Raw genomic sequence first — 25,401 nt, forward strand, 5'->3', positions numbered from 1 at the left:
CCCGCCAGCTCGCCTCGCGGCAAGTGGTCGCTCGAAGCGACAATGGTTGGGCCCGGGGGCATGGAACGGGCCGGCGCCGTTTTCCAGGCTACCTCACGGGTTACGCGGGTCAACCGACGGCCGCGGCGCGCCGCTCAGTCCCGCAGCAGCGCGGGAACGCCCCGTTCGTCGGGATCGTCCTCCGGGACGGACAGCACGGTGAGGCGCTGCGTGGAGCGGGAGAGCGCTACGTAGAGCACCCTCGTCCCGGCCGGAGACTCCCCCGCGATCTCGGCGGGCGCGACGACGAGCGTGCCGTCGTACTCCAGTCCCTTGGCCTCCAGGCTGCCGAGGACGGCCAGCCGGTCGTCCAGGCCCGCCAGCCACCCGCCGGCCTCCTCGCGGCGCGCCATGGCGACGACGACGCCCACGGTGCCGGGGACGTCCGCGAGCAGCCGCCGTGCCTCCTCGCGCACGGCCGCGGCCAGGGCGTCTGCGTCCGCGGCGGCCACCCGGAAGCGGGGCGCGACGCCGGTGGAGCGGACCGCGCGCGGCGGCACCGCGCCGGGCAGGGCGTGCGCCAGCACGCCGTCGGCGACACGGGCGAGTTCCGCGGGGTTGCGGTAGTTGACGGTGAGCTCGAACCGGCGTCTGGGGCGTCTGCCGAGCGCCGCGTCCCGTTCCGCCGCCGCCTCCTGCGGGTCGGGCCACGAGCTCTGCGCCGGATCGCCGACGACCGTCCAGGTCGCGCGCCGGCCGCGGCGGCCGACCATCCGCCACTGCATGGGCGTGAGGTCCTGCGCCTCGTCCACGATCACGTGCGCGTAGTCGCGGTGCTCCCCGGGCTCCGCGCCCCCGTCGCCGCGCCCATCGCGTTCGGCCCGGGCGGCGGCCCGCTCCGCGTACGTGGTCACCTCCTCGAGCCCGGTGAGCTGCTCCAGCGGGTCGATCTCGCGGGGCCGGGCGGGGCGCGGAGGCGTGCCCAGGACGGCGCGCAGCTCGTCCAGGAGCGCCACGTCGTGCGCCGACAGGCCGGTCCCCTCGGGCGTGACGCGGCGCAGCGACCGCGCCAGCAGCCGGATCTGCGGCGGCCGCAGGGTGCGGCGGGCCCAGCGGCCCAGGCGGCGCTCGTCGGCCATGGCGCGCAGCACCTGGAGCGGCGAGATCTCGGGCCACCAGGCGGCCAGGAACTCCTGGAAGGCGTCCTCGGCGGCGGTGTCCTCGAAGAACGCCTCCCGCGCCTCCTCGGCCAGCCGCGGGTCCGGGTAGCGGCGCGGCCCGCCCGACTTCTCCCACAGCGCGGTCAGCAGCAGGCGGCGGGCGCGCGGGCGCAGCAGGTTGACGGGGGCGGTGCCGGCGAGCACCTGGCGGCGGATGCCGCGCAGCTCGTCCTCGCCGAGTTCGACCCGGGCACCGAAGGCCACCACCCGCAGCCGCGTGGGCGCCTGGGGCGTGTCCACCGCGCCGCGCGCCGCCCGGTGCACCACGCGCGCCATGGCGGCGGCGCCCTTGACGCGCGCCGTCTCCGCGTCGTCGTAGGAGTCGGCGGTCACGCCCTCGACGAGCGAGCCGAGCGCGCGGATGACGACCTGCCCCTCCTCACCGAGCGACGGCAGCACGCCCTCGGTGTACGACACCAGCAGCGGCGTCGGGCTGACGACGAGGATGCCGCCGGCGTACCGCCGCCGGTCCTGGTACAGCAGGTAGGCGGCGCGGTGCAGCGCCACGGCCGTCTTGCCCGTGCCCGGGCCGCCGGCGACCTCGGTGACGGACACCGCGGGCGCCCGGATGACCTCGTCCTGCTCGGCCTGGATGGAGGCCACGATGTCCCGCATCCGCGGCCCCCGCTCGCGGCCGAGCGCGGCCATCAGCGCCCCGTCGCCGACGACGGGCAGCTCATCGCCGTCCAGCAGGGCGCGCACGCCAGGGCGCAGCAGGTCGTCCTCCACGCTCAGCACGCGCCGCCCCCGGCTGCGGATCACCCGGCGCCGCACCACCCGGCCGGGCGCGACGGGCGTGGCGCGGTAGAACGGCGCGGCGGCGGGAGCCCGCCAGTCGATGACGAGCGGCACGTAGTCCGCATCCAGCACGCCGATGCGGCCGATGTGGAGCGTCTCGTCGATGTCGGCGACGGGGGTGCCGTCCTCCTCACGCACCGCGTCGTCAGCGGGCTCCACCGAGGTCTGGGCGCCGTCCGGGCCCCGCTCGCCGGTCTTGCCGCGCAGCAGGTCGATGCGGCCGAACAGGAAATCCTCGAACTCGCTGTTGAGGCGGCTGAGGTGGGCGCCCGCCTGGTGGACCTGGGCGTCCCGCTCGGCCAGCGCGCCCGGGGTGCCGACCTGGACGCGCCGGGCCGCGTCGGCGACGAGGTACTCGGCCTCACGGATCTTCTCGGTGAGGCGGTGGTACACGGCGTCGAGATGCCGCTGTTCGCGGTCGATCTCACGCTCCCGGACGTCGTGCCCTTCCACGGTCCCGGCCCCCTTGGTGTTCGGCTGTCGCTGGAAGCCGTCCACCGTACGCGACGACGCGCCGTTTGCGGAGCACCGCGGCTGTCAGTCGCCGTACTTGGGGGCCTGGAGCGAGGGGTCGAGGGCCAGCCGGTACCCGCGCTTGACCACCGTCTGGATCAGCCCGGACGCGCCGAGCGCGGAGCGCAGCCGCGCCATCGCCGTCTCCACCGCGTGCTCGTCGCGCCCGGCGCCCGGCAGCGCGCGCAGCAGCTCTGCCCGCGGCACGACCCAGCCGGGCCGGCGGGCCAGCAGCCGCAGCAGCGCCATGCCGGCGGGCGGCACGGGCCGCAGCTCGCCGTCCACGACGACCGCGTGCCCCCGGATCTGGAGCTGGCGGCCGGCGACCGGCAGCGGCCGGGACCGGGCGGGCAGCTCGCGGCACAGCAGCTGCACCAGCGGACCGAGCCGGAACCGCTCGGGCTGCCGGGTGGGCACGTCGTGCGCCTGGAGCGGAAGGGCGGTGACCGGGCCGACGCAGGCGGGCATCACGTGGCCGCGGAGCGCGGCGACCACGTCGCCGAGCTGCCCGCGTTCCTCGGCGCGCCGCAGCAGCGAGGCGGCGGCGGGGGCGCTGGTGAACGTGATCGCGTCCAGGCCGTGGCCCAGCAGCGCGTCCAGCAGCCGGTCCACCGGCGCGAGGTCCTCGGGCGGCATCCACCGGTAGACCGGGACCTCCACCACCTCGGCCCCGGCCGCGGTGAGCGCCTCAATGAAGCCGGGCAGCGGCTCGCCGTGCAGCTGGAGGGCGACGCGGCGCCCGGCCACGCCCTCATCGAGGAGGCGCTGGAGCACCTCGGCCATCGACTCCGAGGCGGGCGACCACTCCTCGGTCAGCCCGGCGGCGCGGATGGCGCCGCGCACCTTCGGGCCGCGGGCGAGCACCTCGGCCTTGCCCAGCGTGCGCAGCAGCTCCTCGCCAAGCCCCCAGCCGTCGGCGGCGGAGACCCAGCCGCGGAAGCCGATGGCGGTGGTCGCCACCACCAGGTCGGGGGCGTGCGCGAGGAGTCCCTGGGTGGCCTTCAGCAGCTGGTCGTCGTCGGAGAGCGGCACGATGCGGAGGGTCGGCGCGTGGTGCACCTCGGCCCCTCTGCGCCGCAGCAGGGCGGACAGCTCGTCGGCCCGCCGGGCGGCGGTGACGCCGACGGTGAAGCCGTCCAGGGGCCGGATCTCCGGCCGGCCGCCGGGTGGGGTGCGCGTGTCATGCCGCATGTGGTGTTCGCTCTCCGCCCAGACTCGTCCCTGATGGCGCGGGGCCACCGGGCCAAGCGTGTCAACCGTCAGTGACAGCTCCGGTTCTGCGGGGTTTCCCCGGCGTTACGCCCGCCCGCCGGGGCCGGTCTTCTCAAGCCTGCCACCGGCGGTCACACCCCCGCGTAGGCGGGCTGGCGGCCGCCGTCGCGCGGCTGGCGGGCCGGCGGGGCCGGCCGCCGGCCACCGCGGAGGTATACGGCCCAGGTCACCAGGGAGCACACCGCATAGAAGCCCAGGAAGGACACGAAGGCGCCGGTGCCGGTGCCGGCGGACTCGAAGGACTGGCGGAACGCCAGGTTGATGCCGAGGCCCCCGAGCGCGCCCACCGCGCCGATCAGCCCCACCCCCGCGCCGGACAGCCGTCGTGCGTAGGCGGCGGCCTCCTCGCCGGCCAGCCCCTTGGCCGCGGCCTTCGCGGCGTAGATGCCGGGGATCATCTTGTAGGTGGAGCCGTTGCCGAGCCCGCTGAGCACGAACAGCGCGATGAAGCCGACGAGAAAGACCGGCAGGGACTCGCGGACCGAGGCCAGCACCACGATGCCCGCCGCGGCGGCCATGCCCGCGAACGTCGCCAGCGTGATCCTGGCGCCGCCCCAGCGGTCGGCCAGCGCCCCGCCGACCGGCCGGATCAGCGAGCCGAGCAGCGGCCCGAGGAACGTCACCGACGCCGCCTGGAGCGGCGTGCGGTCGAACTGGTTCTGGAGCACCAGGCCGAAGGCGAAGCTGTAGCCGATGAACGAGCCGAACGTGCCGATGTACAGGAACGACATGATCCAGGTGTGGCCGTCGGCGACGGACTCGCGGGCGGCGCCGGTGTCGTTGGTGACCGGCGCGAGATTGTCCATGTACCGCCAGGCGCAGGCGGCGGCCACGACGATCAGCGGCGCGTAGACGGCCAGCAGCACGCGGGGACGGCCCTCCCCCGCCACGGCGATCACCAGCAGGGCGACGAGCTGGATCACCGGCACCCCGACGTTGCCGCCGCCGGCGTTGAGCCCCAGCGCCCAGCCCTTGCGCCGCATCGGGAAGAAGGAGTTGATGTTGGTCATCGACGAGGCGAAGTTCCCGCCGCCGACGCCGGTGAGCATCGCCACCAGCAGGAACGTCGTGTACGAGGTGCCCGGCTCCATCACCAGCCAGGCAGCGGCGGTCGGCAGCAGCAGCAGCGACGCCGAGATCACCGTCCAGTTCCGCCCGCCGAAGCGGGCGACGGCGAACGTGTACGGCACGCGGACGACCGCGCCGACGAGCGTGGCTACCGAGACGAGGAAGAACATCCCGGCCGGGTCGACGCCGTACTCCTCGCCCATGAAGAGCACGAGCACCGACCAGAGCGTCCACACCGAGAAGCCGATGTGTTCGGCCAGGATCGAGAACCACAGGTTGCGGTGGGCGATCCGCTCGCCCCGCTCGGCCCAGAAGCGCTCGTCCTCCGGGTCCCACTCCTCGATCCAGCGGCCGCGCCGGCGGCGGGCTGTGGTCTGGAGGGCTGGCATGGGGGGCCTCCACGGTGGTCGGGGGCTCCGCGCCCCGGCGGCGCGCGCGAAGCCTGCGTTGCCCCGACGCTAGGAAGGCCGCGTTTCATGGCTGTGGCATGAAGTGACACGGGCGAAACCTTGCGCTCACCCGGCACGCCGGGCGCGGGTGAGCGTCAGCGGTGCGCCCAGCCGGGCACGGCGACGGCCGGCAGCGGCGAGAAGCTCGTGCTCTTGGCGGGCATGCCGGTGCCGCTCGCAGCGCCCGACCAGATCTGCTCCCACGTCGGCGGCGGCAGCACCAGCCCCGCCTCGGCCGGCCCCGGCGGCCGGCTGGAGTAGCGCGGCTCGGGCTTGAGCCCCTGGTCCTCGCAGAGCACGGGGATCAGCACGTGGTCGCTGATCGCCGCGGGCAGCTCGGCCCATTCGGGCGGCATGAAGCGCAGCCGCCCGGCCATGGCGGCCGGCGAGATCTCCGTGATGTCCCAGCACTTGCCGCCGCCGGACAGCAGGAACGAGCCCTGCGCCGGGCGCGGCCGCAGGTGCGGCGGGTGGGGCGTGACGCGGGCGATGCGCGAGGCCGCGCGCACTGCCCGGCCGATGTCGAGCCCCGGCACGATCCGGTGGGTGGCGGCCAGGCGCAGCGGGAAGTGGCGGTGGTCCACGACGAGCGCCGGCAGCCGGTCGGCCGCGGCACCCGGGTGCGCCCGGTACCGCCGGCGCGCCGCCTCCAGCCGGTGGTGGCCGTCGGCGAGCAGCACGGGCGGCAGCGCCGGCGGGTGCTCCGACCACGCCGGATCGCACACCCACAGCCGCTGCACCCCGCCCTCAGGGGTGCGCTCCTCGGTGTCGGGCGGCCGGCTGATGGTGCGCTCCAGGCACTCCTGGAACGCGCCCAGGTCCGGGGCGGCCAGCAGCAGCGGCGGTGTGCCGTCGCGTTCCTCCAGCAGCCGGGTCTGCGTGCGCACGCCCACCTCGCCGACCTGCTGGTGGCGCAGCACGTGCCCGGTGTCCGGCCCGCGCAGGCTCAGCGCTCCGAGCATGCCGCGCTGCGCCACGTCCCCGCGGGGATCGCGGCGTTCCAGTACGTAGTAGCGGGGCTGTCCCGGCGCGTGCGCCCAGGAACTCTTCAGGGGGAGAAGCAGATCTGTCCGTGGGGCCGGGGTCCCGGGCGGGACCATGCCGGGGAACAGCTCAGGCGGCAGTTTGCTCCTCCTTTGAGGAGGCGTCCGGTGCGGTGTCCGCGGCGGCCTCCGGGGCGGCCCGCCGGGGCGCTTCCGGGGAGGCGGACCCGTCCGTGCGTCCCAGGCCGGAGGGGGCGAGCGGCACCACCACCGGCCGCAGCAGGCCCAGCGCCTTGCTCAGCAGGGCGTCCAGCTCCGCGGGAGTGTCGGCGACGCCGCATACGGCGCCATGCCCGGCGACCCGGCTGGTGGTCTCCGGAACATGGCCGCCTTCGGGAACGGTGATCTCCACGCGCGTCACACCGTCCAGCGCCCGCGCCTCGTCCACTCCCTCGACGGCCAGCAGACGGCCGGGAGGAAGGACCGGGTACCGCACCCCCGCGTACCGCGCCGTGCCCGGCGCGGGCCGCGGCACCGGCAGGCCGAGGACCGTGCCGATGGTGAGGGCGGCGAGGTCGGTCCCGGTGGCGGCGAGCAACACGTCACTGATGTCGTCCGCGCCGGGGTGGGCGTGCGACTCGATGAGCCGCGGCCCGTCCTCGGTGAGGATCACTTCGGTCTGCGAGGGGCCCCAGCGGTGCCCGGCCGCCGTCAGCGTGACGGCCGCCAGCTCCCGGATGGCCGCGGCGGACTCCTCGTCGAGATCCGCCGGCAGGTCGTACCCGGTCTCCGCGTACGTCGGCGGCCCGGCCGTGTACTTCCGGGTGATGGCCAGGACGGTGTGCTCACCGTCCCGCGAGTGGGCCTCCACGCTGTACTCGGGTCCGGCGAAGAACTCCTCGACGATCAGCGCCGGCTCCGACGGCAGCCCGGCGGCCAGGACCGCCGCGTCCGCAGCACTGTGCAGGACGTGCACGTCCTGGCCACCGGAGCCGGTGCGTGGCTTGGCCACGCACGGGTAGCCGACGCGCTCGGCGATGGCCACCAGATGCGCGGCGTGGTCGCAGTGCTCGTACCGCACGGGGGAACGGGTGAGCTGGTTGACCTTGCCGCGCAGGGCCGCCTTGTCCGTGAGGTACGCGACGGCCGCATGGGGGTTGCCGGGGAGACGCAGCGCCTCGTTGGCGCGGGCCGCGGCGAGCGCGCTGGCCTCGGCGAAGCCGAAGACGGACGCGCGTGCCTGCGGGGCGCCGAGGTCGCTGAGCGTCCTCAGCAGCCGGGGATGATCCGTCCAGTCGACCGCGACGGCCTCATCGGCGGCCCTGGCGGCCCGCCGGATGCCCGGATCCGACAGGTCAGGCGCCAGGACCAGCGCGCGTGCCCCGAGGGCACGCGCGGCCTCGACGACCGGCAGCCGGGGGCTGAGCAGGACTGCCAGGGGCTTCGGGGCGTTCACCCTGCCGCCTCCTCCATCTCCGTGCCCTTTCTCCGCGTAAGCCGACCGCCGTGAGGGGTGCGGTTGCGAGCTTTAGTCCCAGCCGCTCGTGAGGGGCTGTACCGCTGCCTCGGAGGCGGAACTGCTCCCCGGCTGGGCTGCCGACGCGACGCCGGCCGCCGCGGCTACCACAAGCACCGCTGAGACCACGCTCAGAACAATCTTCTTCACGGGTTTCCTACTTCCGTGTCCACTCAGCCGAACAACAGTGACATGCTGGTGCAGTTGATGCTCACAAGCATGGCAGGCCAAGTCGAGAGCGTACCTGTGGCATCATCTCGCCTGTCAGGTTGACGCCAGGGGCTGGCTGACGTCGTTCAAGGAAGTAGGACGTGCAGGAATTCGGCGAAATAGACGCGAGAGCCGCACACGTCTACCGACTCCGTGTCATCCACCCCACCGACTCCGTCGAGCAGATCGCCGCCCGTGCCGGTCTTACCCCGGAAGAGGCGGCCGATGCGGAGTCGCAGCTGTCCGCGCTCGGCCTGCTGCGTCCCTCGCCCTCCGGCGGCCAGGTCGCCGTCAGCCCCGAGACGGCCGCCGACACCCTGCTCGCCCCGCTGGAGCAGGAGATCCTCGAACGCCGGATCAGCATGGCCGCAACCCGGGCGCGGCTGCACGCTCTCTCCGGTGACTACCTCGAGGCGCGCAGCATGCGCTCGGCCAAGACCAGCATCGAGGTGGTGGAGGGCACGGACAACACCCGTGCGGTCATCGATGACCTCGTCCGCACCTGCGTGGAGTCCCTGGACGCACTGGTGCCGGGACGCGGGCTGAGCGAGTCGGCGGTGAAGGCGGCGACCTCCAACGACCTGGAGATGCTGGAGCGGGGCGTGAAGATGCGCAGCCTGTTCCAGCACACGGCGCGGAAGAACCGCCTCCAGGTGCGGCACGTCGGTGTGCTGACGGCGGCGGGCGCCCAGGTGCGCTCCACGACCGTGCTGCCCTCACGCATGCAGATCTACGACCGCAGCTGCGCCGTGCTGCCGCTGGACCCCAGCCGCAGCACGGGCGCGGGCGCGGCGATCATCCGCGATCCCACGGTGCTGAGCTTCCTGCAGCGGCTGTTCGAGCACTACTGGGACCGGGCGGTGGACTTCACCGACGAGGAGCCGCGGTCCGCCCCCGGGCCGACGGAGATCGAGCACGACGTGCTGCTGCTGATGGCGGCGGGCAAGAAGGACGAGGCCATCGCCCACCAGCTGGGCATGTCGCCCCGCTCGGTCAGCCGGATCGTGGCCCGCCTGATGGAGCGGCTGGACGCGGCCAGCCGCTTCCAGGCGGGGGCGCGGGCCGCCATGAACGGGTGGCTCTCCGACATCTGAGGGCACGGTACGGAGGGTACGGGATGCCCCGGATCTCGGTAATCTTCAGCTCATCGTCCAACTGCCCGCTGGCGTGACAAGGTTGGTGGAGGCCTCTCAGTGCGGGACATCGGCGAAACCGCCATCGACGAGCTCGACGCCGTCGCGGTCCGCGTCTACCAGTTACGCGTCGCCCATCCCACCGACCTGGTCAGCCAGCTCGCCGCCCGTGCCGGGCTGAGCCCGGAAGAGGTCTCGCACGCGGAGAAGCGGCTGTCCGGGCTGGGCCTGCTCCAGCCCTCCCCCGGCGGCGGCTGGGTCGCGGTCAGCCCGGAGGCCGCGGCGGAGTCGCTGCTCGCGCCGCTGGAGCAGGAGATCCTCCAGCGCCGCATCGCCATGGCCGCCACCCGGGAGCGCCTGCACGCCCTGTCCGGGGACTACCTGGAGGCGCGCAGCCTGCGGTCGGCACGGACGAGCATCGAGATCATCGAGGACCTGGGCAACATCCGGGCCGTCATCGACGACCTGGCGCGCACCTGCACGACCAGCGTGGACGTGCTCGCCCCCGGCAGGCCCACCGAGGAGGGGGTGCGGGCCGCCGCCCCGCTGGACATGGAGGTGCTGGCGCGCGGCGTGCGGCTGCGGATGGTGTACCAGTACAGCGCGCGCGGGCACCGTTTCGTCGTGCAGCACGTCGAGCGCATCGTCGCCAAGGGCGCGCAGGTCAGGTGCGCCAGCGCGCTCGCCTCCCGGATGCTCATCTACGACGAGAGCTGCGCGCTGCTGCCGCTGGATCCTGGCGACGCCAGCAAGGGCGCCGCTCTGGTCCGGGACCCGTCCGTGCTCGGCTTTCTGTGCCTGCTGTTCTCGCACTACTGGGACACGGCGGAGGACTTCCTGTTCGCGGAGCGGCCGGAGCCGGGCGCGCCGCCGCGCGGCATGGAGCGGGACGTCCTGCTGCTGCTGGCGGCGGGCAAGACGAACGAGGCCATCGCCGAACAGCTGGGCGTCTCGCGCCGCTCCGTCAGCCGCCTCGTGGGGCGCCTGATGGACCGGCTCGGGGCGTCCAACCGCTTCCAGGCGGGGGCCAAGGCCGCGCACCTCGGCTGGCTGGCCTGAGCGCGGCCGCCGGTCAGGCGGGCGGCGACGCGAGTCCTCCGGCGCAGAACGCGGCGATCTGTTCCGTGAGCTGTTCCGGTGACGTGCCCGGCGCGTGCTGGGTGAGCAGGCCGAGCCCGTACATCAGCAGCACCCCGACCATGGCGCGGAACCGCAGCTCCCGCTCCTCGGCGGACAGGCCGGGCAGGGCGCGGGCCAGCTCCGCGCGGAAACGATCCTCCACCGGACCGGTGGCCCGCCGCACCGGCTCGGTGCCCTCGGACATCACGCGGCTGACGAAGCGGGCGATCTGGTCCCCGCGCTCGCCCTCGGTCAGCCGGACGAACGGGCCGACGTAGGCCCGCGCTATCTCCAGGACCGTCGGCGCACCCGGCCGCGCCCGCAGCCGGTCCAGCTCCTCGGCCTGCCCCAGGAGAGCCGGACGGATGACACGCTCGGCGACGGCGTCCATCAATTCACGCTTCGAACGGAAGTGGTAATTCACGGCCGCGAGGTTGGCTCCTGCCGCCTCAGTGATGTCCCGCGTCGACGTCGCGTGGAATCCGCGCTCGAGAAAGAGTCGCTCGGCAGCGGAGAGTAGCCGTTCTCGTGTAGTGGTGGTGCGCGTCATGACCGCATGATGCTACCGTCTAAAACCACGTTTCAAACAGCGTTTGACAGAGCTGGAGGCCGGAGCGCCGTGACTCAGCAGACGTCCGATGACCCGTCGGTCACCCAACCCCACCCCCGCCGCTGGGCGATCCTCGCGGTGCTATGCCTGAGCCTGCTGGTGCTCGGCATCGACAACCTGATCGTCCAGGTGGCCCTCCCCACGATCCAGAGCGAGCTCGGCGCCTCGGCGACCGACCTGCAGTGGATCGTGAACGCCTACATCCTCACGCTCGCCGGGCTGCTCGGGCTCTCCGGCGGCCTGGTCGACCGCTTCGGCCACCGCAGGGCACTGATGGCCGGCTACCTGATCTTCGTCCTGGCCTCGGTCGGAGCCTCCCTGTCGGACAGCCCGGCCGAGCTGATCGCCTACCGGGCCGTCATGGGCGCCGGCGGCACGCTGATCATGCCGGCGACCCTCGCCCTGATCCGTGACGTCTTCGACGAGCGGGAGCGCCCGCAGGCCATTGGCATCTGGGCGGCCATGGCGGCGCTGGGCATCCCGCTGGGCCCGGTGGTCGGCGGGGTGCTGCTGGAGCACTACGACTGGGGCTCGATCTTCCTGGTCAACGTCCCGATCGTCGCCCTGGCGCTGATCGGCTGCTGGGTGCTGGTGCCCGAAGGACGCGCCGTTACCGCCCCGCGCCTGGACCCGGCCGGGCTGGCGCTGTCGGTAGGCGCGCTGGTCGCCCTGGTCTGGGCGATCATCGAGGCGCCGGAGCGCGGCTACACCGACACGGCAGTGGTCACCGCGTTCGTGCTGTCCCTGGTGCTGATGGCCGCGTTCTGGCAGGCCGAAAAGCGGGCGGCCGAACCGCTGCTGCCGCCGGACCTGGCACGGACGCGCGCGTTCTCGGCGCCGTTCATCATGGTGACGATCTTCGCCTTCGGCCTCTTCGGAGCGGTCTTCGTCCTCACCCAGTACTTCCAGTTCGCCATGGGCTACGAGCCGCTGCCGGCGGGCGTGCGGCTGCTGGGCATCGCGACCATCGCCCTCAGCGCGCCGCTGGGCGCCCTGCTCGACCAGCGCATCGGACCGCGCTGGCCGGTGACGGCGGGCATGCTGATCGTCGCCGCCGGGCTGGCGACGGGTGCCCTCGCCGACACCTCCACCGAGGCGCTCGGTGTGTTCTCCCTGGTGATCCTGGGCATGGGGATGGGTCTGATCATGGCGCCGTGCGCCGTAGCCATCCTCGCCACGGTGCCCGAGGGCAAGGGCGGCGTGGGGTCGGCGGCGGCCGAGACCGCGCTCCAGCTCGGCGGCGCCCTTGGTGTGGCCGTGCTCGGCAGCGTGCTCTCCGCCGGGTACGGCGCGAAGATCGATGACGTCACCGGCGACCTGCCGGCGAGCGCCGCCGCGGCCGTGGAGGACTCGATCGGCGGGGCGTACGGTGTGGCCAGCCAGCTCGGCGGCGAGCAGGCGGCGCGGCTGATCGAGGCGGCGCGGGACGCGTTCATGAACGGCCACGAACTGGCCCTGCTGACGGCCGCCGGGGTTTCGTTGCTGGGCGCCCTGCTCGCGGCCTGGCTGCTCAGGGGCCGCCAGGTCGCGGCCACGGCGGTGATGCCGCAGCAGCAGGGGCAGCAGCCGCAGCCCACTACCAAGCGGTAGCCCACACGGCAGGCCACGGGCACAGGCCACGAGCGACGACGCCCCTGCCCGCGGGGCAGGCACAGCAAAAAGGCGGTGTGCCGCGAAGGCACACCGCCTGTGGCGTGGAGATGGCGGGAATCGAACCCGCGTCCAACGGAGCAGAAGGAGGGCTTCTCCGAGCGCAGTCCGCTGCTGTTTTTCTCGGCCCCGGAGATCACGCGGACAAGTCTCCGACGGGCCCAGTCACTGTGTGGTGTCCCGACCAGCTCCCGTGACCGGAGCGGCCGGTCAGTTCCCTAGCTGATGCCAGTCACCGGGCCGGGAACGCTCCCGGGCTGACACTTCGCAGGTCGCTGCTCAGGCAGCGAGGGCGAAGGAATCGCGCTTGTTGTTGGCGATTATTTTTTCGCGGCACATGGTTAACGAGATCATTGCCGCAGTCCTCGGCTCGCTTCCCCTACTTCAACATCCGCTGTCGAAACCGATCATCCCCATGTCCAGTTAACAAGCGCCCCGCCCCGGGCATTCCCGCCCCCGGCGGACGCGTGATCCAGTATAGCGACCGGTCCCGCGGCCGTCAGGCGCGTTGCCGGCGGCGGACGGCCGCCATGGCACGCTCCGCCTCCCTGCGGTCCTGCTTCTCGCGCAGCGCCTGGCGCTTGTCGTACTCGCGCTTGCCTCGCGCCAGCGCGACCTCGACCTTGGCCCGGCCGCCGTCGGAGAAGTACAGCTGGAGCGGGACGAGCGTGACGCCCGTCTCCTGCGTCTTGCCGATCAGCTTGTTGATCTCGGAACGGTGCAGCAGCAGCTTCCGCTTCCGCCGCGCGCTGTGGTTGGTCCACGTCCCCTGCGCGTACTCGGGGATGTGGACGTTGTGCAGCCACACCTCACCGTTGTCGACCTGGGCGAAACCGTCCGCGAGCGACGCGCGGCCCTGGCGCAGCGACTTCACCTCCGTGCCGGTCAGTACCAGACCGCACTCGTACGTGTCCAGAATGTGATAGTCGTGCCGCGCCCGCTTGTTCTGCGCGATGAGCTTGCGACCGGTCTGCTTAGCCATGACCCGGCCATTCTACGGACCCGCCGGGCCACCGGCGCGGGGTTTCCCCGGCCCCGGGGCGTCAGGCGACGCCGCCGACGACGCTGGCCGCCTTCTCCTCGGCGTCCTCACCCGGCGCCACGACCAGGTCCGGCACGATGCCGTTCTCGTCGATGGTGCGGCCCGAGGGCGTCTCGTAGTGCCCGACCGTGAGCTCGGCGACCGAGCCGTCCGGCTGCTCGCTGGGCATCTGCACGGTGCCCTTGCCGAACGTGCGCGACCCCACGATCACCGCGCGGTTGCGGTCCTGCAGTGCGCCGGTGAGCATCTCGGCCGAGCTCATCGTGCCGCCGTCGACCAGCACCACCAGCGGCGTGCCGGTGTCACCGCCGCGGTCGGCGGTGAGCACCCGCTCCTCGCCGTAGACGTCGTAGGTGGCGACCACGCCGCCGTCGAGGAAGACGGAGGCGGCCTCGGCGGCCTCGGCCAGCAGGCCGCCCGCGTTGCCCCGCAGGTCGAGCACGATGCCGTCGCCCTCGGGGACGCTCTCGACCGCCGCGCGCAGCTGGTCTGCCGCGCCCTGGGTGAACGACGTCACCTCGATCCTCGTCACCCCGGGCGCGGCGCGGCTGACGCTGACGGTCTCGATGGCCAGCCGTTCGCGCGCGACAACCTCCTCCCAGCGGTGGCCGTCGCGCTCCAGCCCCAGCACGACCGTGCTGCCGGGCCCGGCGTCGCCCGGGTCGTCGCTGCCGCGCAGGCGGCTCACGGCGTCGGTGACCGGCGCGCCGGTGAGCCGGTCACCGTCGATGGTGAGGATCAGGTCACCGGGCCTGATCCCCGCGCGCGCGGCCGGGCTGCCCTCGTGGACCTCGCTGACCTCGATCGCGCCTTCGGGGGTGCGGGTCACCGCTATGCCGGTGCCGACGTACTCCCCCGCGAGGCCCTGGCGCAGCCGCTCGTATTCCTCCTCGGAGTAGGCGGCCGACCACTCGTCGCCCTGGCGAGCGACGACGCGCTCGGCGTCGGCCGCTGACGGGTCGTCATCCCACGGCGGTGCGCCGCCCCGCGCGGACAGTTCGGTGCCATCGGCGGCCTGGGGCCAGGAGCCGGTGGCCGCTCCGGCCGCGACCACGCCCGCGAAGACGAACGCCAGCACCGCGCTTCGCCGGACCTGGCCGGCCGGGCTGGTGCGAGACGGACTCGGCATGCTGCGGAGTGTAGGACAGATGAACGCCCTGCACGCGAGAGGAACGTCACTCAACGAGCGGGAAATTCGGCGACTATGTCACACCGGAATTACACCTTCAGGTACTTGCGCAGAGCGAAGAAAGCTGCAAGCGCGGGCATCAGCGCGCCGACCGCCAGGATGAACGGCAGTACCTGGAGCACCTCGCCCCAGCCGATGAACTGGATGAGCGGGATCTCCTGCGCCAGGAAGTTGTTGATCATGAAGTACTTGACGCCGACGAGCAGTCCGCACGCCAGCACCGCACCCATGAGACCGGCGATCGCGGCCTCCAGGATGAACGGCAGCTGGATGTAGAAGCCGGAGGCGCCCACCAGCCGCATGATCCCGGTCTCCCGGCGCCTGCTGAACGCCGAGACCCGCACCGTGTTGACGATCAGCAGCAGCGCGACGATGAGCATCAGCGCGAACAGGCCCAGCGCCGCGTAGTTCACACCGTTCAGCAGGTTGAAGAGGTTCTCCAGCAGATCGCTCTGGTCCACCACGTCCTGCACGCCCGGCCGCCCCATGAAGGCCGAGGACACCACCTCGTACCTGGTCGGATCGTGCAGCTTGACGCGGAATGACTCCTGCATCTGGTCCGGCGTGACGACCGCCGCGATCGGGTTGTCCTCCTGCTGCTCCTGATAGTGCTCCCAGGCCTCCTCCGCCGACTCGTAGTACACCTCGTCGACGACGTCGAACTCACGCAGCTCGGCCTCGATCTGCTCCTTCTGCTCCTCGGTCACGGCGCCGCCGGAGCACGTGGGCTCCGTCTGGGCGTCGTTCTCGTTGCAGAGGAATATCGACACCTCGACCCGGTCGTACCAGTAGTCCTTCATGCTGTTGACCTGCTCGCGGGCGAGCAGCGACCCGCCGAGCAGGGCGAGCGACAGGGCGACCGAAACGATCACCGCGAAGGTCATGGTGAGGTTGCGGCGGAGACCGATGCCGATCTCCGACAGGACGAAGTGGGCGCGCATGGCGGCCTTTCCGTTCTGGCTCCGGGTGAGCGTGAGGGACGGCGCGGATCAGTTCTGGTAGCCGTAGACGCCGCGGTGCTGGTCGCGGACGAGCCGGCCCTTCTCCAGTTCGATGACGCGCTTGCGCATCTGGTCCACGATCTGGGCGTCGTGGGTCGCCATCACCACCGTGGTGCCGGTGCGGTTGATCCGGTCGAGCAGCTTCATGATGCCGACGGACGTCTGCGGGTCGAGGTTGCCCGTCGGCTCGTCGGCGATCAGCAGCATCGGCCGGTTGACGAACGCCCGCGCGATGGCGACGCGTTGCTGTTCACCGCCGGAGAGTTCGCCGGGCATGCGGTCTTCCTTGCCGCCGAGGCCGACAAGGTCGAGCACCTCAGGGACCGTCTTCCGGATCTGGCCGCGGGACTTGCCGATCACCTCCAGGGCGAAGGCGACGTTCTCACCCACCGTCTTGTTGGGCAGGAGCCGGAAGTCCTGGAAGACGGTGCCGAGCTGGCGGCGCACCTGCGGCACCTTCCAGTTGGACAGGCGACCGAGGTCTTTGCCCAGCACGTGGACCGTGCCGTGCGTGGCGCGCTCCTCGCGCAGGATCAGCCGCAGGAACGTCGACTTGCCCGATCCCGAGGATCCCACCAGGAAGACGAACTCACCGCGCTCGATCTCCAGCGAGACGTCGCTGAGAGCCGGCGCACTCTGCCGGGGATAGGTCTTGGTGACGCTGTCGAATCGGATCACGGTTACACCACGTCGCTGCTGGGTAGGTGCGAGAGCTGCCCCTCGCTGGGGCAGACCATACGCGAAGCGGCGCCTGGTGCGCAGGCAGCGTCCCGGGCCGTCCCTGTTTGTCCGGCCTGTCGGCGGGGTGCCGGCGGCCGTGTTCTGCGGTGCACGCCAGGGCCTGGCACAGTAGAAGACAGGGGGGCGAGGAGAGGAGACAACGCATGACCGCCGACTGGCTGGTATGCGCGAACTGTGCGGGGCGGGTAAGCGAGGGGCGCTGCGCCGTCTGCCGGGCCGAGCTGGCCCGGCTGCGGGAGGAGCGCGGCCCGTGGGCCGTTCTGGGCAGCCCGGCGGCGCTGGTGGCGCTGGTGCTGGCGCTCGCCGCCGTCGCCCTGGTGGTGGCCAGGCCCGCATGAGAGCGTGACGGGAAAGGGCCCGGAGCAGCGGACTGCTCCGGGCCCGTCGTGTGCCGCATGGCATCACGGGTAAGGCCGTGGCCCGTTAGGCGGCGGCACCGCCCTTGGTGATGAGACGCGGCAGGTAGCGGAACGCCACACCACCGGCGATCATGGTGGCCGCACCGACGATCAGCAGCGTCTCGTTCATGGAGGAACCGGTCTCGGCCAGCTCGCCCTGGTCACCGTTGGGCGAGGTCTCCGGCGCGGGCACGTCGGTGAGGTCCTCGTCCGGGTCGTCCTGCTCGATGACGCCGCTGCCGCCCTGGTTGTCAGGGTCCGGAGCGTTGCCGGTGGTGCCCTCGCTCACGCCTTCCGGGCTGCCCCCGCCGTTCGAGGTGCCCTCGTCGCCGTCGTCACCGCCGTCGTCGCCGCCAGCGTCACCGTCGTCACCACCGGCGTCACCGTCGTCACCGCCGTCGTCACCACCGGCGTCGCCGTCGTCGCCGCCGTCGTCACCGCCGGCGCCGCCTTCGACGTCACCGCCCTCGGCGTCACCGTCGTCACCGCCGTCGTCGCCGCCGTCGTCACCGCCGTCGTCGCCGCCGTCGTCACCGTCGGAGTCGCCGCCGGAGGCACCCTCGACGAGGCCGAGGATGGCACCGCCGTCCTGCCCCCCGACGAGCCCCGCGATGGAGCCGCTCTGGGTCTGGGCCTCCTCCTTTTCGGCCTTCTCGCTCGGGCCGCTGGCGGACGCGGTGCCCACGACGGCGAGCGACGCGCCGGCCGCGAAAACCGCGGCGGCCGCGACGCGCGCCACGTTGGCCCGTGTCTTGGGACTGGCCATGTATCCACTACCCCCTGTAGCAGTCTTTGTTCGCGACAATGTCCTGTTCCGGGTCAGCCTGGCGCAAGGGCCGCGGTGATGTTGGGGCTTCTTACTGCCTCTCAGTCGCCCCTTGCGCAACACGCGCCTCGCAACTTAGGCATGCCGGACGAACAGCTTTCCCTTTTAACCGCACCATCGTCAAGCAGGATGTCCGTTAAGTAACAGGGACGTCGCGATAGTTGCTGGACGGTTACGCGTCCCGCTTACTCTCCTGCTGTTTGCGCCAGCGGATACCCGCCTCAAGGAAGTCGTCGATCTCACCGTCGAGTACGGCCTGCGGGTTGCCCACCTCGTGCTCGGTGCGGAGGTCCTTGACCATCTGGTACGGCTGGAGCACGTAACTGCGCATCTGGTTGCCCCAGGAGTTGCCGCCATCGCCCTTCAGGGCGTCCATCTTGGCCTGCTCCTCCTCCTTCTGACGGGCCAGCAGGCGGGCCTGGAGCACGCGCATCGCGGCGGCGCGGTTCTGGATCTGGGACTTCTCGTTCTGGCAGGAGACGACGATGCCGGTCGGCAGGTGCGTGATCCGCACGGCGGAGTCCGTGGTGTTCACGGACTGGCCGCCGGGCCCGGACGAACGGAAGACGTCGACGCGGATCTCGTTCTCCGGGATCTCGATGTGGTCCGTCTGCTCGACGACCGGCAGCACCTCCACGCCCGCGAACGACGTCTGGCGGCGGCCCTGGTTGTCGTACGGGGAGATCCGCACCATCCGGTGCGTGCCCTGCTCGACGGAGAGAGTGCCGTAGGCGTAGGGCGCCTTGACCGTGAACGTCGTCGACTTGATGCCGGCTTCCTCGGCGTAGGAGGTGTCGAGCACCTCGGTCTGGTAGCCCTTGCGCTCGGCCCAGCGCAGGTACATCCGCTGGAGCTGCTCGGCGAAGTCCGCCGCGTCCACTCCGCCGGCCTCCGCGCGGATGCTGATCATGGCATCGCGGTGGTCGTACTCGCCCGACAGCAGAGTCCGCACCTCGAGCTCGGAGACGGCTTTGCGGACCGCCGCCAGCTCCGCCTCGGCCTCGGCGCGCGCGTCCGCGTCGTTCTCCGCCTCGGCGAGCTCGAACAGCACCTCGAGGTCGTCGATGCGGCCGTGCAGCTCCTCGACCTTGCGCGCCTGCCCCTGGAGCAGCGACAGGCGGCTGGTGACCTGCTGTGCCCGCTCCGGGTCGTCCCACAGCGTCGGAGCCGCCGCCTGCTCCTCGAGCGCGGCGATCTCGCCCCGCAGCTTCTCCATGTCGAGGACGGCCTCGACCGACTCCATGGTGGAGGTGAGGGACTTCAGAGCTTCGGATACATCGACCACTGCCACGTCTCCAGCCTAACCGCTGGGACGGCGGGCGAGGTCCCGTGTGTGCCCCTCGCCCGTCCGTCCCCGCCGGTCACTCCTGGGCGCCCTCCGAGACACCGGTCGTCGTGCCGCCGCCACCGTCCCCGTCGTCGCCGCCGCCGAAGAGGAGCCAGCCGCCGATCGCCCCGGCTCCCACGATCCCGGCCACCGTCACGGCCAGGCGCCGGCGGCGGCGCGCGAGGGCGCCGTGGCGCGCGGACCCGGCCCGCGGGACGCCGGCGGCGCGGGGGGCCCGTGCGGTGCCGTGGGCGCCGCCCGCCAGCTCATCGGCGTCCGGGACCCGCATCCGGGTGTGGGTGGAGCGCTCGGAGTCCGGTGCGGCACCGGGCACGAGGGGCACGGCGGCACGGTCCGCGGCGCCCGGCTCGGCGACGTGCGCCGCCAGGGCCGGCTCGGCCACGGGCTCGGCTGCCTCGGCGGGCTCGGGATCGCCGATGTCGAGGGGCGGCAGCCCTTCCAGGGCGGGCAGCAGCTCGCGGAGCCGGGAGGCGAGCTCGGCGGCGCGCAGCCGGGAGGCGGGCGCCTTGGCCAGGCACTGCTGGATCAGCTCGGACAGCTCGCGGGGGATGCCCGGCAGCTCCGCCGCCGTCTCGGTGACCTGGCGGCGCAGCACGGCGCCGGGGTGGCCGCCGCCGAACGGCGTGAAGCCGGCGAGCAGTTCGTACAGGACCGTGACCAGGGCGTAGATGTCGACGGCGGCCCGCGGCGGCAGGCCCTCGACGATCTCCGGCGCCATGTAGTCGGGGGTGCCGACGATGCCGCCGGTGGAACCGTGGCGGGGCTCGTCGATGAGCTTGGCGACGCCGAAGTCGGTCAGCAGCGGGACCGTGGTCTCGCCGGAGGTGTCGAGCAGGATGTTCTCGGGCTTGACGTCCCGGTGCACGATCCCGGCGGCGTGCGCCACGGCCAGGCCGCTGGCGATGCCCGCGGTGATCGCGACCGCCTCGCGGGGGGCCAGCCGGCGCTCGGTCCGCAGGTGCGTGCGCAGGTCAGGGCCGCGCACGAGGTCCATCACCAGGGCGATGTCCTGGCCGTCGGGGCCGCCGATGACCAGGTCACGGACGCCGACGATGTTCGGATGCTCCAGGCCGAGGAGGGCGTGGCGCTCGTGCGCGAACCGCTCGGCGAGGTCGCGGTCGCTGGCGAGGTCCTCGCGGAGCACCTTGATGGCGACGTGCCCCTCGGGGCCCTCGCCCAGCCACACCGTCCCGGCGCTGCCACGCCCGAGGACCCGGTGTGCGGTATAGCGGCTGCCGATGTTGCGTGCCATGGCGTGAGGCTACGACGGCGCAGCGGGCGCCGCCGGAGGGCTGCGCCCGCTGTGCCCCGGTTTGCTGCGGTCCTGAGCCGGAAAACCTTTCGCAGAAGTCGATAAATCCCCGAGGTAACCGGCGTCATTAGCCGCCGGATTCGCCGCCGGGAATGTTCTCCTGGATCTCCTCGCCGGTCTGCTGCGCCTCCTCGATGAGGCCGAGCCACTCGCGGACGTTGTCGAACCAGTCGCTCATGGTTTCCCAGAAATCCCGGCCATTGGCGACCCACTCCGGGACCGGCGTGAAATTCCAGATCAGCACGACGATCAGGACCAGCAGCAGGATCACCACCAGGCAGCCCTTGAGGCAGCCGAGGCCCGGAATGCGCATGGGGCTCGACGAGCGGCGGCGCGGCTCGCGCGGCTCCCGCTGCCGGCGGGACCCCTGCGGAGGCTGGGGCACCTGGGGCGGCTGGGGAGCCTGATACGGCTGGGGAGCCTGATACGGCTGGGGAGCCTGGTACGGCTGCGGCTGCGGGTACTGCTGCTGCGGCGGGGGGTAGGGGTAGCCGGCGGGCCCCGGCTGCTGCGGCGGCGGGGGCGCCTGCCGCTGCGGCCTGCGCTGCGGAGGGCGCCGGGGCGTGCGCTGCGGCTGCCGGTAGAGCGGGTCCTGCGCCGGGTCGACGGGCTGGACCTGGGTCGGCTCATTCCGGTCACGGGCGGCGCGGAGCTGCTCCTCCCACGGGTGCGGCTCGTCGGGCGCCGGTGCCTGCGGCGGCATGGCGCGCGTGGCGTCGAGGCCATCGGACCGTCCCGGCTGGCCAGGGCCGCCGGGCCCGGGCGCGCCGGAGCTGGGCATGACCGCGGTGGGGGCCGCCGGGTCGGCGCCGGCCGGCGCGGAGCCGCCCGGCAGGGCCTGGGTGGGCTCGGCGGCGCCGGGCGGGCTCATCGACCCGCCCGCCACCATCACGGGATTGGTGTCGGGGGTGAGCAGGGAACCGACGTCGGCGGCGGCGAGCCGCTGCTCGCTGGTGGCGTCGGGGCCGAGGCCGGCGGCCACCGCGCGCAGGGCGCGCGCCAGGCTGGCGGCGCTGGGCCGGTCGCCCGGATTCTTGCGCAGACAGGCGTCGATGACGGTCCACAGCGGCTCGGCGATGCCCGGCGGGCGCGGCGGCTGCTCCGTCATGTGCCGGCGCAGGATCTCCATCGTGCTCGCGCCGCTGAAGGGCGGGTGGCCGGTGAGCAGTTCGTACAGCAGGATGCCGGCGCCGTAGATGTCGACGGCCGAGGTCTGCTCGCGGCCCTCGGCGGACTCGGGCGCAACGTACGAGGGCGTGCCCACGAACTCGTGGGCGCGGGTGACGCCGGGGCTGTCGGCCAGCCGCGCGATGCCGAAGTCGGTCAGCATGGGGCGGAGCTGGGCCGCGCCGGCCGGGTCGGAGCCGCCCGCGACCAGGACGTTGGCGGGCTTGAGATCGCGGTGGACGATGCCCTTGGCGTGGGCGGTGGCCAGCGCGTCGGCGATCTGCGCGGTCATCAGGGCGGCTCCGACGGGCGTGAGCGGGCCGTTGTCGCGCAGGTAGCGGTGGAGGTCGGGGCCGTCGATCAGGTCCATGACCAGGGCGATCAGGTCGCCCTCGACCACCAGGTCGCGGGTGCGGACGATGTTGGAGGGGCTGTCGGCGGTCAGGCGCAGCAGCACCGACCGCTCCCGCAGGAAGCGCATGACGACATCGGGGTCGTGCGCCAGCTCTTCCTTGAGGACCTTGATGGCGACGAGTTCGCCCGGCTCGCCCGGAACCGCCGCTTCCTCCCCGGCGGTCTCCCGCTGGCGCCCGCGCCAGACCGTGCCGGTGGCGCCGCGCCCGAGCGGCTCTTCAAGCAGGTACTTGCTGCCTACCGGCCGCACGTGTGCTCCCTGGTTCGACGGTGTTCCCCGGAGCCTTCCGCGGTACGCCGCGCACCGTGACCCAGCCCCGAATCCCTTACTGTAATGGCGCCCGACCGGGCTACGGTGAGCGCCGTGGAGAGCATAGGGCGACGCCCGCGGCGGCACCGAGCCTGCCGGTTCCCGTGCACTCCGCAGGGCGGGGACCGGGTGCGGCCGTGTGCGGCCGCGGTGAGGGTGCCGTGAGGACACCGTGAGGCGTGCGCCCTCAGCCGGAGCGATCAGTTCCGGTCAGATGTGGCCAATCAAGATCATTGCCCGTCACTCACGCGGCGGAGTGTCAGTGGCGGGTGCGAGGATGCTTTCAGCATCACCATCCGATGCGACAGCGACAGCGCCAGTCACGTGGGGCGTTCACCGCGACCCGCGGTGGGCGGGGCCGCGCACCTGGGCTGGGGAGAGGTGACCGGGAGGGCCGATGCCGATCCAGATCAGGGTGACCGTTCTCGCGCCGCCTCCCGGCCGCGCGGCGGGCGGCGGCACGGACGTGCTGATCACCGCGCCCCCGGACACGCCGCTCGCCGATGTCCTCCGGCCGCTGGCGAACGCCGCGGCCTTCACCTCCGGCGGGGCCGGCCCGGTGTACTGCGAACAGCAGCGGCTCGACCCGCGCCGGGCCCGGCTGGGCCACGCCCCCCTGGTGGACGGCGCGGTGCTGGCCTTCAGCCGCCCGGCCGCCGCGCCCGCCCCCGACCCCGTCGGCGGCACGCTGCTGGTGGTCGCGGGGCCCGACGCCGGCGGGGTGCACCTGCTGCGCGGCGGGGGCACCGAGGTACGGATCGGCCGGTCCGCCGACGCCGACGTGCCGCTCGACGACCCGGACGTCTCCCGGGTCCACTGCGCCCTGTCGCTGGCCGCCGACGGCTCCGTCACCGTCACCGACCTCGGCTCGACCAACGGCACGCTGGTGGACGGGCTTCCGGTCCAGGGCGGCCCCGTGCCGGTCCCGCCAGGCGCGGTGCTGCGCGTGGGCGAGTCGGCGCTGCGGGTGCTGACCACCACCCCCGAGCGCACCGGCAGCACCAGCGCCCCGGAGCCGCCCGGGCCCGCCGCGACCGCGCCGCCGCCCGGGGAGTCGCGGCCGGACGGCACGAAGCGGCCGGTCAGGGGCCTGGTCGGCTGGGCGAGGCGGCGCGCCGCCGAGACCACGCACACGGGCGGGTTCCTCAGCGCCGCCGTCGGCCGCGAGGCCGTGCCGGCGGCGCCGCCCGCGCCCTCGCGGCCGACGGCCGAGGACGACGGCCGCTGGCCGGATCCGGCCACGCTGCTGCTGACCGCCCTGGACGCGGCGGCGGCTCCCGAGGGCGCGCCGGGTCTGTGGTCCCGCCGCGCCTCGGGCCCGCAGGCGCTGCCGCTCCGCCTGGGCACGGTGCACCGGCCTGACGGGCGGCTCGCCCCGGTGACGGTGAGCCTGGCCGACACCGGCTCCCTCGGCCTGGCCGGGCCCCGGCGCCAGCTGCTCGGCCTCGCCCGCTGCGCGCTCGCCCAGCTCGCCGCGCTGCACGCGCCCAGCGCGCTCGAACTCGTGCTGCTCGCCCCCGGCAAGGCCGCGGACTGGGCCTGGGCCGGCTGGCTGCCGCACCTGCGGCCGACCCGCGGGCAGGACTGCCGCCTGCTGACCGGCTTCGACGCCGCCCAGGCCACCGCCCGCCTCGCGGAGCTGACCGAACGGCTCACGCCCGGCGCGCCGCGCCCGGCTGCCGGGCGGCGCACGGTGGTGCTGGTCGACGGCGACGCGGTCGCCCTGGAGTCACGGCACTCGCTGGCCCGGCTGGCGGCTGAGGGCCCGGCCCACGGCATCCACCTGCTGTGCCTGGCCGACACTCCCCCGGCGACGCCCGCCTCGCCGCTGGCCGAGACCCTCGAGCGGGCCCGGCGGTCGTTTCCCGCCTTCGCCGCCTGCGGCACGGCGGCCCTGCTCAGCGGCGCCGTGGCGAGCGCCGTCCGGCTGACCGGTCCCGCCGGCGTCGGCCCGCTCGCCACCGTGGACGCCGTCTCCGCCGCCTGGGCGGAGCGGCTGGCGCGTGCCCTGGCCCCGCTCAGGGAGCAGCGCGAGCCCGCCGCCGGGACCGAAGGCGCGCAGGCGTCGCCGGGCGCGGGGCCGCTGCCGGCCAGCTGCCGGCTGCTTGACGTGCTGGAGCTGCCGCGCGTCACGCCGGGAACGCTGCGCGACCGCTGGAACGCGGGCACCGGGCTGCCCGTCGTCTTCGGCGCCGGGGCGCAGGGCCCGGTCGGGGCCGACCTGGCCCAGGCCCCCGGCCCGGTGGTGATCGAAGGCGGGCCGTCCTCCGGGCGGACTGAGCTGCTGCGCTCGCTCGCCGCCTCGCTGGCCGCGGCGCGCGGTCCGCGGGACCTGTCGGTGCTCCTGATAGAGGGGGAAGGCGACGGGCTGCTGCCCTGCGCGGAACTGCCGCACGTGGCGACGCACCTGCCAGCGACGGACCCGGTGCGGATGCGCGCTGTCGCGCAGGCGCTGCGGGGCGAGCTCAAGCGCCGGGCGGCACTGATAGGTGAGGACTCCTTCGCCTCCGCGCGGCGCCGGCCCCTGGGGCGGGTCGCCGCGCCCCGGCAGCCGGACGACGACCTGCCCGAGGTGCTGGCGCCCGGCAGCGGCCCGCTGCCGTGGCTCGTGGTGCTCGTCGACGACCTCGACGCCCTGCTGGCGCCGCCGCTGGGAGCCCCGGGGCGGCAGGCCGCGGGCTCCGTGGTGCGCGCGCTGCACGCGGCGGCGGGCGACGGCCACCGCCTGGGCGTCCGCGTGATCGCCGCGGGCGGCGCGCTGGAGGGTCCGGGCATACGTGTCGCCATGGCCGGAGATCCCGTGGGGCGGGCCGGGCTCGTCCGCGCCGGCGGCAGGCTCACCCCGTTCCAGTCGGCCCGGGTGACCGGCCGGATCCCCCGGACTGCCACGCTGCGGCCGACCGTGGTGCCGCTCGACTGGGCGCGGGCCGGTGACCCGCCCGCGCGGCGCCCGGTGCGCGAGCTGGGGAACGGGCCGACGGACATCGCGTTGCTGGCGAGCGCGGCCAGCCGGGCCGCGCAGACCGGGCGGACCACTGCCGCGTCCCTGGTATGAGCCCGCACGCCCGGCGTGAACGCCGGATGTGAAGGTCTGGTGTAAGCGCGTCGGAGCGCACCATTTCCCCTTTATGCG

At 73.6% G+C, this 25,401-nt stretch carries 19 protein-coding genes, 1 other RNA gene and 1 pseudogene; 5 read left to right on the forward strand and 16 right to left on the reverse strand.

Features of this window, described 5'->3' with window-relative positions:
- Nucleotides 1-134 precede the first annotated feature (134 nt).
- The 5 genes from JK356_RS17775 to JK356_RS17795 form a co-directional block, all read right to left on the reverse strand.
- The gene (locus JK356_RS17775) at nucleotides 135-2,450 is read right to left on the reverse strand and encodes an AAA family ATPase (RefSeq protein ID WP_307815694.1); all 2,316 of its coding nucleotides are present in this window, start codon (nucleotides 2,448-2,450) and stop codon (nucleotides 135-137) included.
- 84 nt (nucleotides 2,451-2,534) lie between these two features.
- Nucleotides 2,535-3,701, reverse strand: coding sequence for a uroporphyrinogen-III synthase (locus JK356_RS17780; RefSeq protein ID WP_201869338.1), 1,167 nt, complete (start codon nucleotides 3,699-3,701; stop codon nucleotides 2,535-2,537).
- 152 nt (nucleotides 3,702-3,853) lie between these two features.
- Complete coding sequence (locus JK356_RS17785; protein WP_201869340.1) at nucleotides 3,854-5,239, reverse strand: NarK/NasA family nitrate transporter; 1,386 nt, start codon at nucleotides 5,237-5,239, stop codon at nucleotides 3,854-3,856.
- A 155-nt stretch (nucleotides 5,240-5,394) separates the two neighbouring features.
- The gene (locus JK356_RS17790; protein ID WP_201869341.1) at nucleotides 5,395-6,399 is read right to left on the reverse strand and encodes a DUF1015 family protein; all 1,005 of its coding nucleotides are present in this window, start codon (nucleotides 6,397-6,399) and stop codon (nucleotides 5,395-5,397) included.
- A gap of 13 nt (nucleotides 6,400-6,412) precedes the next feature.
- Nucleotides 6,413-7,738 (reverse strand): ATP-grasp domain-containing protein, encoded by a 1,326-nt coding sequence (locus tag JK356_RS17795; protein WP_201869342.1) that lies wholly within the window; start codon nucleotides 7,736-7,738, stop codon nucleotides 6,413-6,415.
- Between the two features lie 371 nt (nucleotides 7,739-8,109).
- Between JK356_RS17795 and JK356_RS22420 the strand changes: the two genes are divergently transcribed.
- Together JK356_RS22420 and JK356_RS17805 are read left to right on the forward strand one after the other, a co-directional pair.
- Nucleotides 8,110-9,102, forward strand: coding sequence for a helix-turn-helix transcriptional regulator (locus JK356_RS22420; protein ID WP_201869343.1), 993 nt, complete (start codon nucleotides 8,110-8,112; stop codon nucleotides 9,100-9,102).
- Nucleotides 9,103-9,201: 99 nt separating this feature from the next.
- Nucleotides 9,202-10,200, forward strand: a complete 999-nt coding sequence (locus tag JK356_RS17805; RefSeq protein ID WP_307815696.1) for a helix-turn-helix transcriptional regulator — start codon at nucleotides 9,202-9,204, stop codon at nucleotides 10,198-10,200.
- A 13-nt stretch (nucleotides 10,201-10,213) separates the two neighbouring features.
- On the opposite strand, the gene JK356_RS17810 is transcribed toward JK356_RS17805, so the two are convergent.
- Entirely contained in the window at nucleotides 10,214-10,651 is a 438-nt protein-coding gene (locus JK356_RS17810; RefSeq protein ID WP_236671504.1) for a hypothetical protein, read from the reverse strand.
- Nucleotides 10,652-10,810: pseudogene (locus JK356_RS22570) on the reverse strand (helix-turn-helix domain-containing protein); the annotation flags it as partial.
- Between the two features lie 69 nt (nucleotides 10,811-10,879).
- Here JK356_RS22570 and JK356_RS17815 point away from each other — a divergent pair.
- Complete coding sequence (locus JK356_RS17815) at nucleotides 10,880-12,460, forward strand: DHA2 family efflux MFS transporter permease subunit (RefSeq protein ID WP_201869350.1); 1,581 nt, start codon at nucleotides 10,880-10,882, stop codon at nucleotides 12,458-12,460.
- A gap of 102 nt (nucleotides 12,461-12,562) precedes the next feature.
- Here the strand turns inward: JK356_RS17815 and ssrA are convergent.
- The 5 genes from ssrA to ftsE all read right to left on the reverse strand — a co-directional run bounded on the left by ssrA (nucleotide 12,563) and on the right by ftsE (nucleotide 16,430).
- Nucleotides 12,563-12,935, reverse strand: a transfer-messenger RNA (tmRNA) gene (gene ssrA, locus JK356_RS17820).
- Nucleotides 12,936-13,019: 84 nt separating this feature from the next.
- Nucleotides 13,020-13,502, reverse strand: coding sequence for an SsrA-binding protein SmpB (smpB, locus tag JK356_RS17825; RefSeq protein ID WP_201869358.1), 483 nt, complete (start codon nucleotides 13,500-13,502; stop codon nucleotides 13,020-13,022).
- Between the two features lie 61 nt (nucleotides 13,503-13,563).
- On the reverse strand, nucleotides 13,564-14,691 hold the full coding sequence (locus JK356_RS17830) for a S41 family peptidase (RefSeq protein WP_201869362.1): 1,128 nt from the start codon (nucleotides 14,689-14,691) through the stop codon (nucleotides 13,564-13,566).
- A gap of 89 nt (nucleotides 14,692-14,780) precedes the next feature.
- Nucleotides 14,781-15,692, reverse strand: a complete 912-nt coding sequence (ftsX, locus tag JK356_RS17835) for a permease-like cell division protein FtsX (protein ID WP_201869364.1) — start codon at nucleotides 15,690-15,692, stop codon at nucleotides 14,781-14,783.
- A gap of 48 nt (nucleotides 15,693-15,740) precedes the next feature.
- Nucleotides 15,741-16,430 (reverse strand): cell division ATP-binding protein FtsE, encoded by a 690-nt coding sequence (gene ftsE / locus JK356_RS17840; RefSeq protein WP_201869366.1) that lies wholly within the window; start codon nucleotides 16,428-16,430, stop codon nucleotides 15,741-15,743.
- Nucleotides 16,431-16,636: 206 nt separating this feature from the next.
- On the opposite strand from ftsE, the gene JK356_RS17845 reads away from it, so the two are divergent.
- Nucleotides 16,637-16,831, forward strand: a complete 195-nt coding sequence (locus JK356_RS17845) for a hypothetical protein (protein WP_201869368.1) — start codon at nucleotides 16,637-16,639, stop codon at nucleotides 16,829-16,831.
- An 85-nt stretch (nucleotides 16,832-16,916) separates the two neighbouring features.
- Here the strand turns inward: JK356_RS17845 and JK356_RS17850 are convergent, their stop codons facing one another.
- The 4 genes from JK356_RS17850 to JK356_RS17865 all read right to left on the reverse strand — a co-directional run bounded on the left by JK356_RS17850 (nucleotide 16,917) and on the right by JK356_RS17865 (nucleotide 22,208).
- Nucleotides 16,917-17,657, reverse strand: coding sequence for an LPXTG cell wall anchor domain-containing protein (locus JK356_RS17850; RefSeq protein ID WP_236671505.1), 741 nt, complete (start codon nucleotides 17,655-17,657; stop codon nucleotides 16,917-16,919).
- A 232-nt stretch (nucleotides 17,658-17,889) separates the two neighbouring features.
- A complete protein-coding gene (prfB, locus tag JK356_RS17855) occupies nucleotides 17,890-19,008 on the reverse strand; it encodes a peptide chain release factor 2 (RefSeq protein ID WP_201869373.1) in 1,119 nt (372 codons plus the stop codon).
- A 70-nt stretch (nucleotides 19,009-19,078) separates the two neighbouring features.
- Nucleotides 19,079-20,317, reverse strand: coding sequence for a serine/threonine-protein kinase (locus JK356_RS17860; protein ID WP_201869374.1), 1,239 nt, complete (start codon nucleotides 20,315-20,317; stop codon nucleotides 19,079-19,081).
- Between the two features lie 127 nt (nucleotides 20,318-20,444).
- Complete coding sequence (locus JK356_RS17865) at nucleotides 20,445-22,208, reverse strand: serine/threonine-protein kinase (RefSeq protein ID WP_201869375.1); 1,764 nt, start codon at nucleotides 22,206-22,208, stop codon at nucleotides 20,445-20,447.
- Between the two features lie 463 nt (nucleotides 22,209-22,671).
- Here JK356_RS17865 and JK356_RS17870 point away from each other — a divergent pair, with 463 nt between their 5' ends.
- Nucleotides 22,672-25,323 carry an FHA domain-containing protein gene (locus JK356_RS17870; protein ID WP_201869455.1) on the forward strand — a complete coding sequence of 884 codons (2,652 nt, stop codon included), beginning with the start codon at nucleotides 22,672-22,674 and terminating at the stop codon, nucleotides 25,321-25,323.
- Nucleotides 25,324-25,401: the final 78 nt, after the last annotated feature.

Origin of the sequence: Streptomyces sp. 7-21, from assembly GCF_016741785.1 — a bacterium.
Classification (GTDB): Bacteria; Actinomycetota; Actinomycetes; order Streptomycetales; family Streptomycetaceae; genus Streptomyces.

Bases quoted from the DNA above. Each gene is read 5' to 3' on its own strand.
- smpB (WP_201869358.1), bottom strand. From the start codon at position 13,502: ATGGCTAAGCAGACCGGTCGCAAGCTCATCGCGCAGAACAAGCGGGCG.
- JK356_RS17790 (WP_201869341.1), bottom strand. From the start codon at position 6,399: ATGGTCCCGCCCGGGACCCCGGCCCCACGGACAGATCTGCTTCTCCCC.
- JK356_RS17830 (WP_201869362.1), bottom strand. From the start codon at position 14,691: ATGCCGAGTCCGTCTCGCACCAGCCCGGCCGGCCAGGTCCGGCGAAGC.
- JK356_RS17810 (WP_236671504.1), bottom strand. From the start codon at position 10,651: ATGGACGCCGTCGCCGAGCGTGTCATCCGTCCGGCTCTCCTGGGGCAG.
- ftsX (WP_201869364.1), bottom strand. From the start codon at position 15,692: ATGCGCGCCCACTTCGTCCTGTCGGAGATCGGCATCGGTCTCCGCCGC.
- JK356_RS17850 (WP_236671505.1), bottom strand. From the start codon at position 17,657: ATGGCCAGTCCCAAGACACGGGCCAACGTGGCGCGCGTCGCGGCCGCC.
- JK356_RS17780 (WP_201869338.1), bottom strand. From the start codon at position 3,701: ATGCGGCATGACACGCGCACCCCACCCGGCGGCCGGCCGGAGATCCGG.
- JK356_RS17860 (WP_201869374.1), bottom strand. From the start codon at position 20,317: ATGGCACGCAACATCGGCAGCCGCTATACCGCACACCGGGTCCTCGGG.
- JK356_RS17845 (WP_201869368.1), top strand. From the start codon at position 16,637: ATGACCGCCGACTGGCTGGTATGCGCGAACTGTGCGGGGCGGGTAAGC.
- JK356_RS17785 (WP_201869340.1), bottom strand. From the start codon at position 5,239: ATGCCAGCCCTCCAGACCACAGCCCGCCGCCGGCGCGGCCGCTGGATC.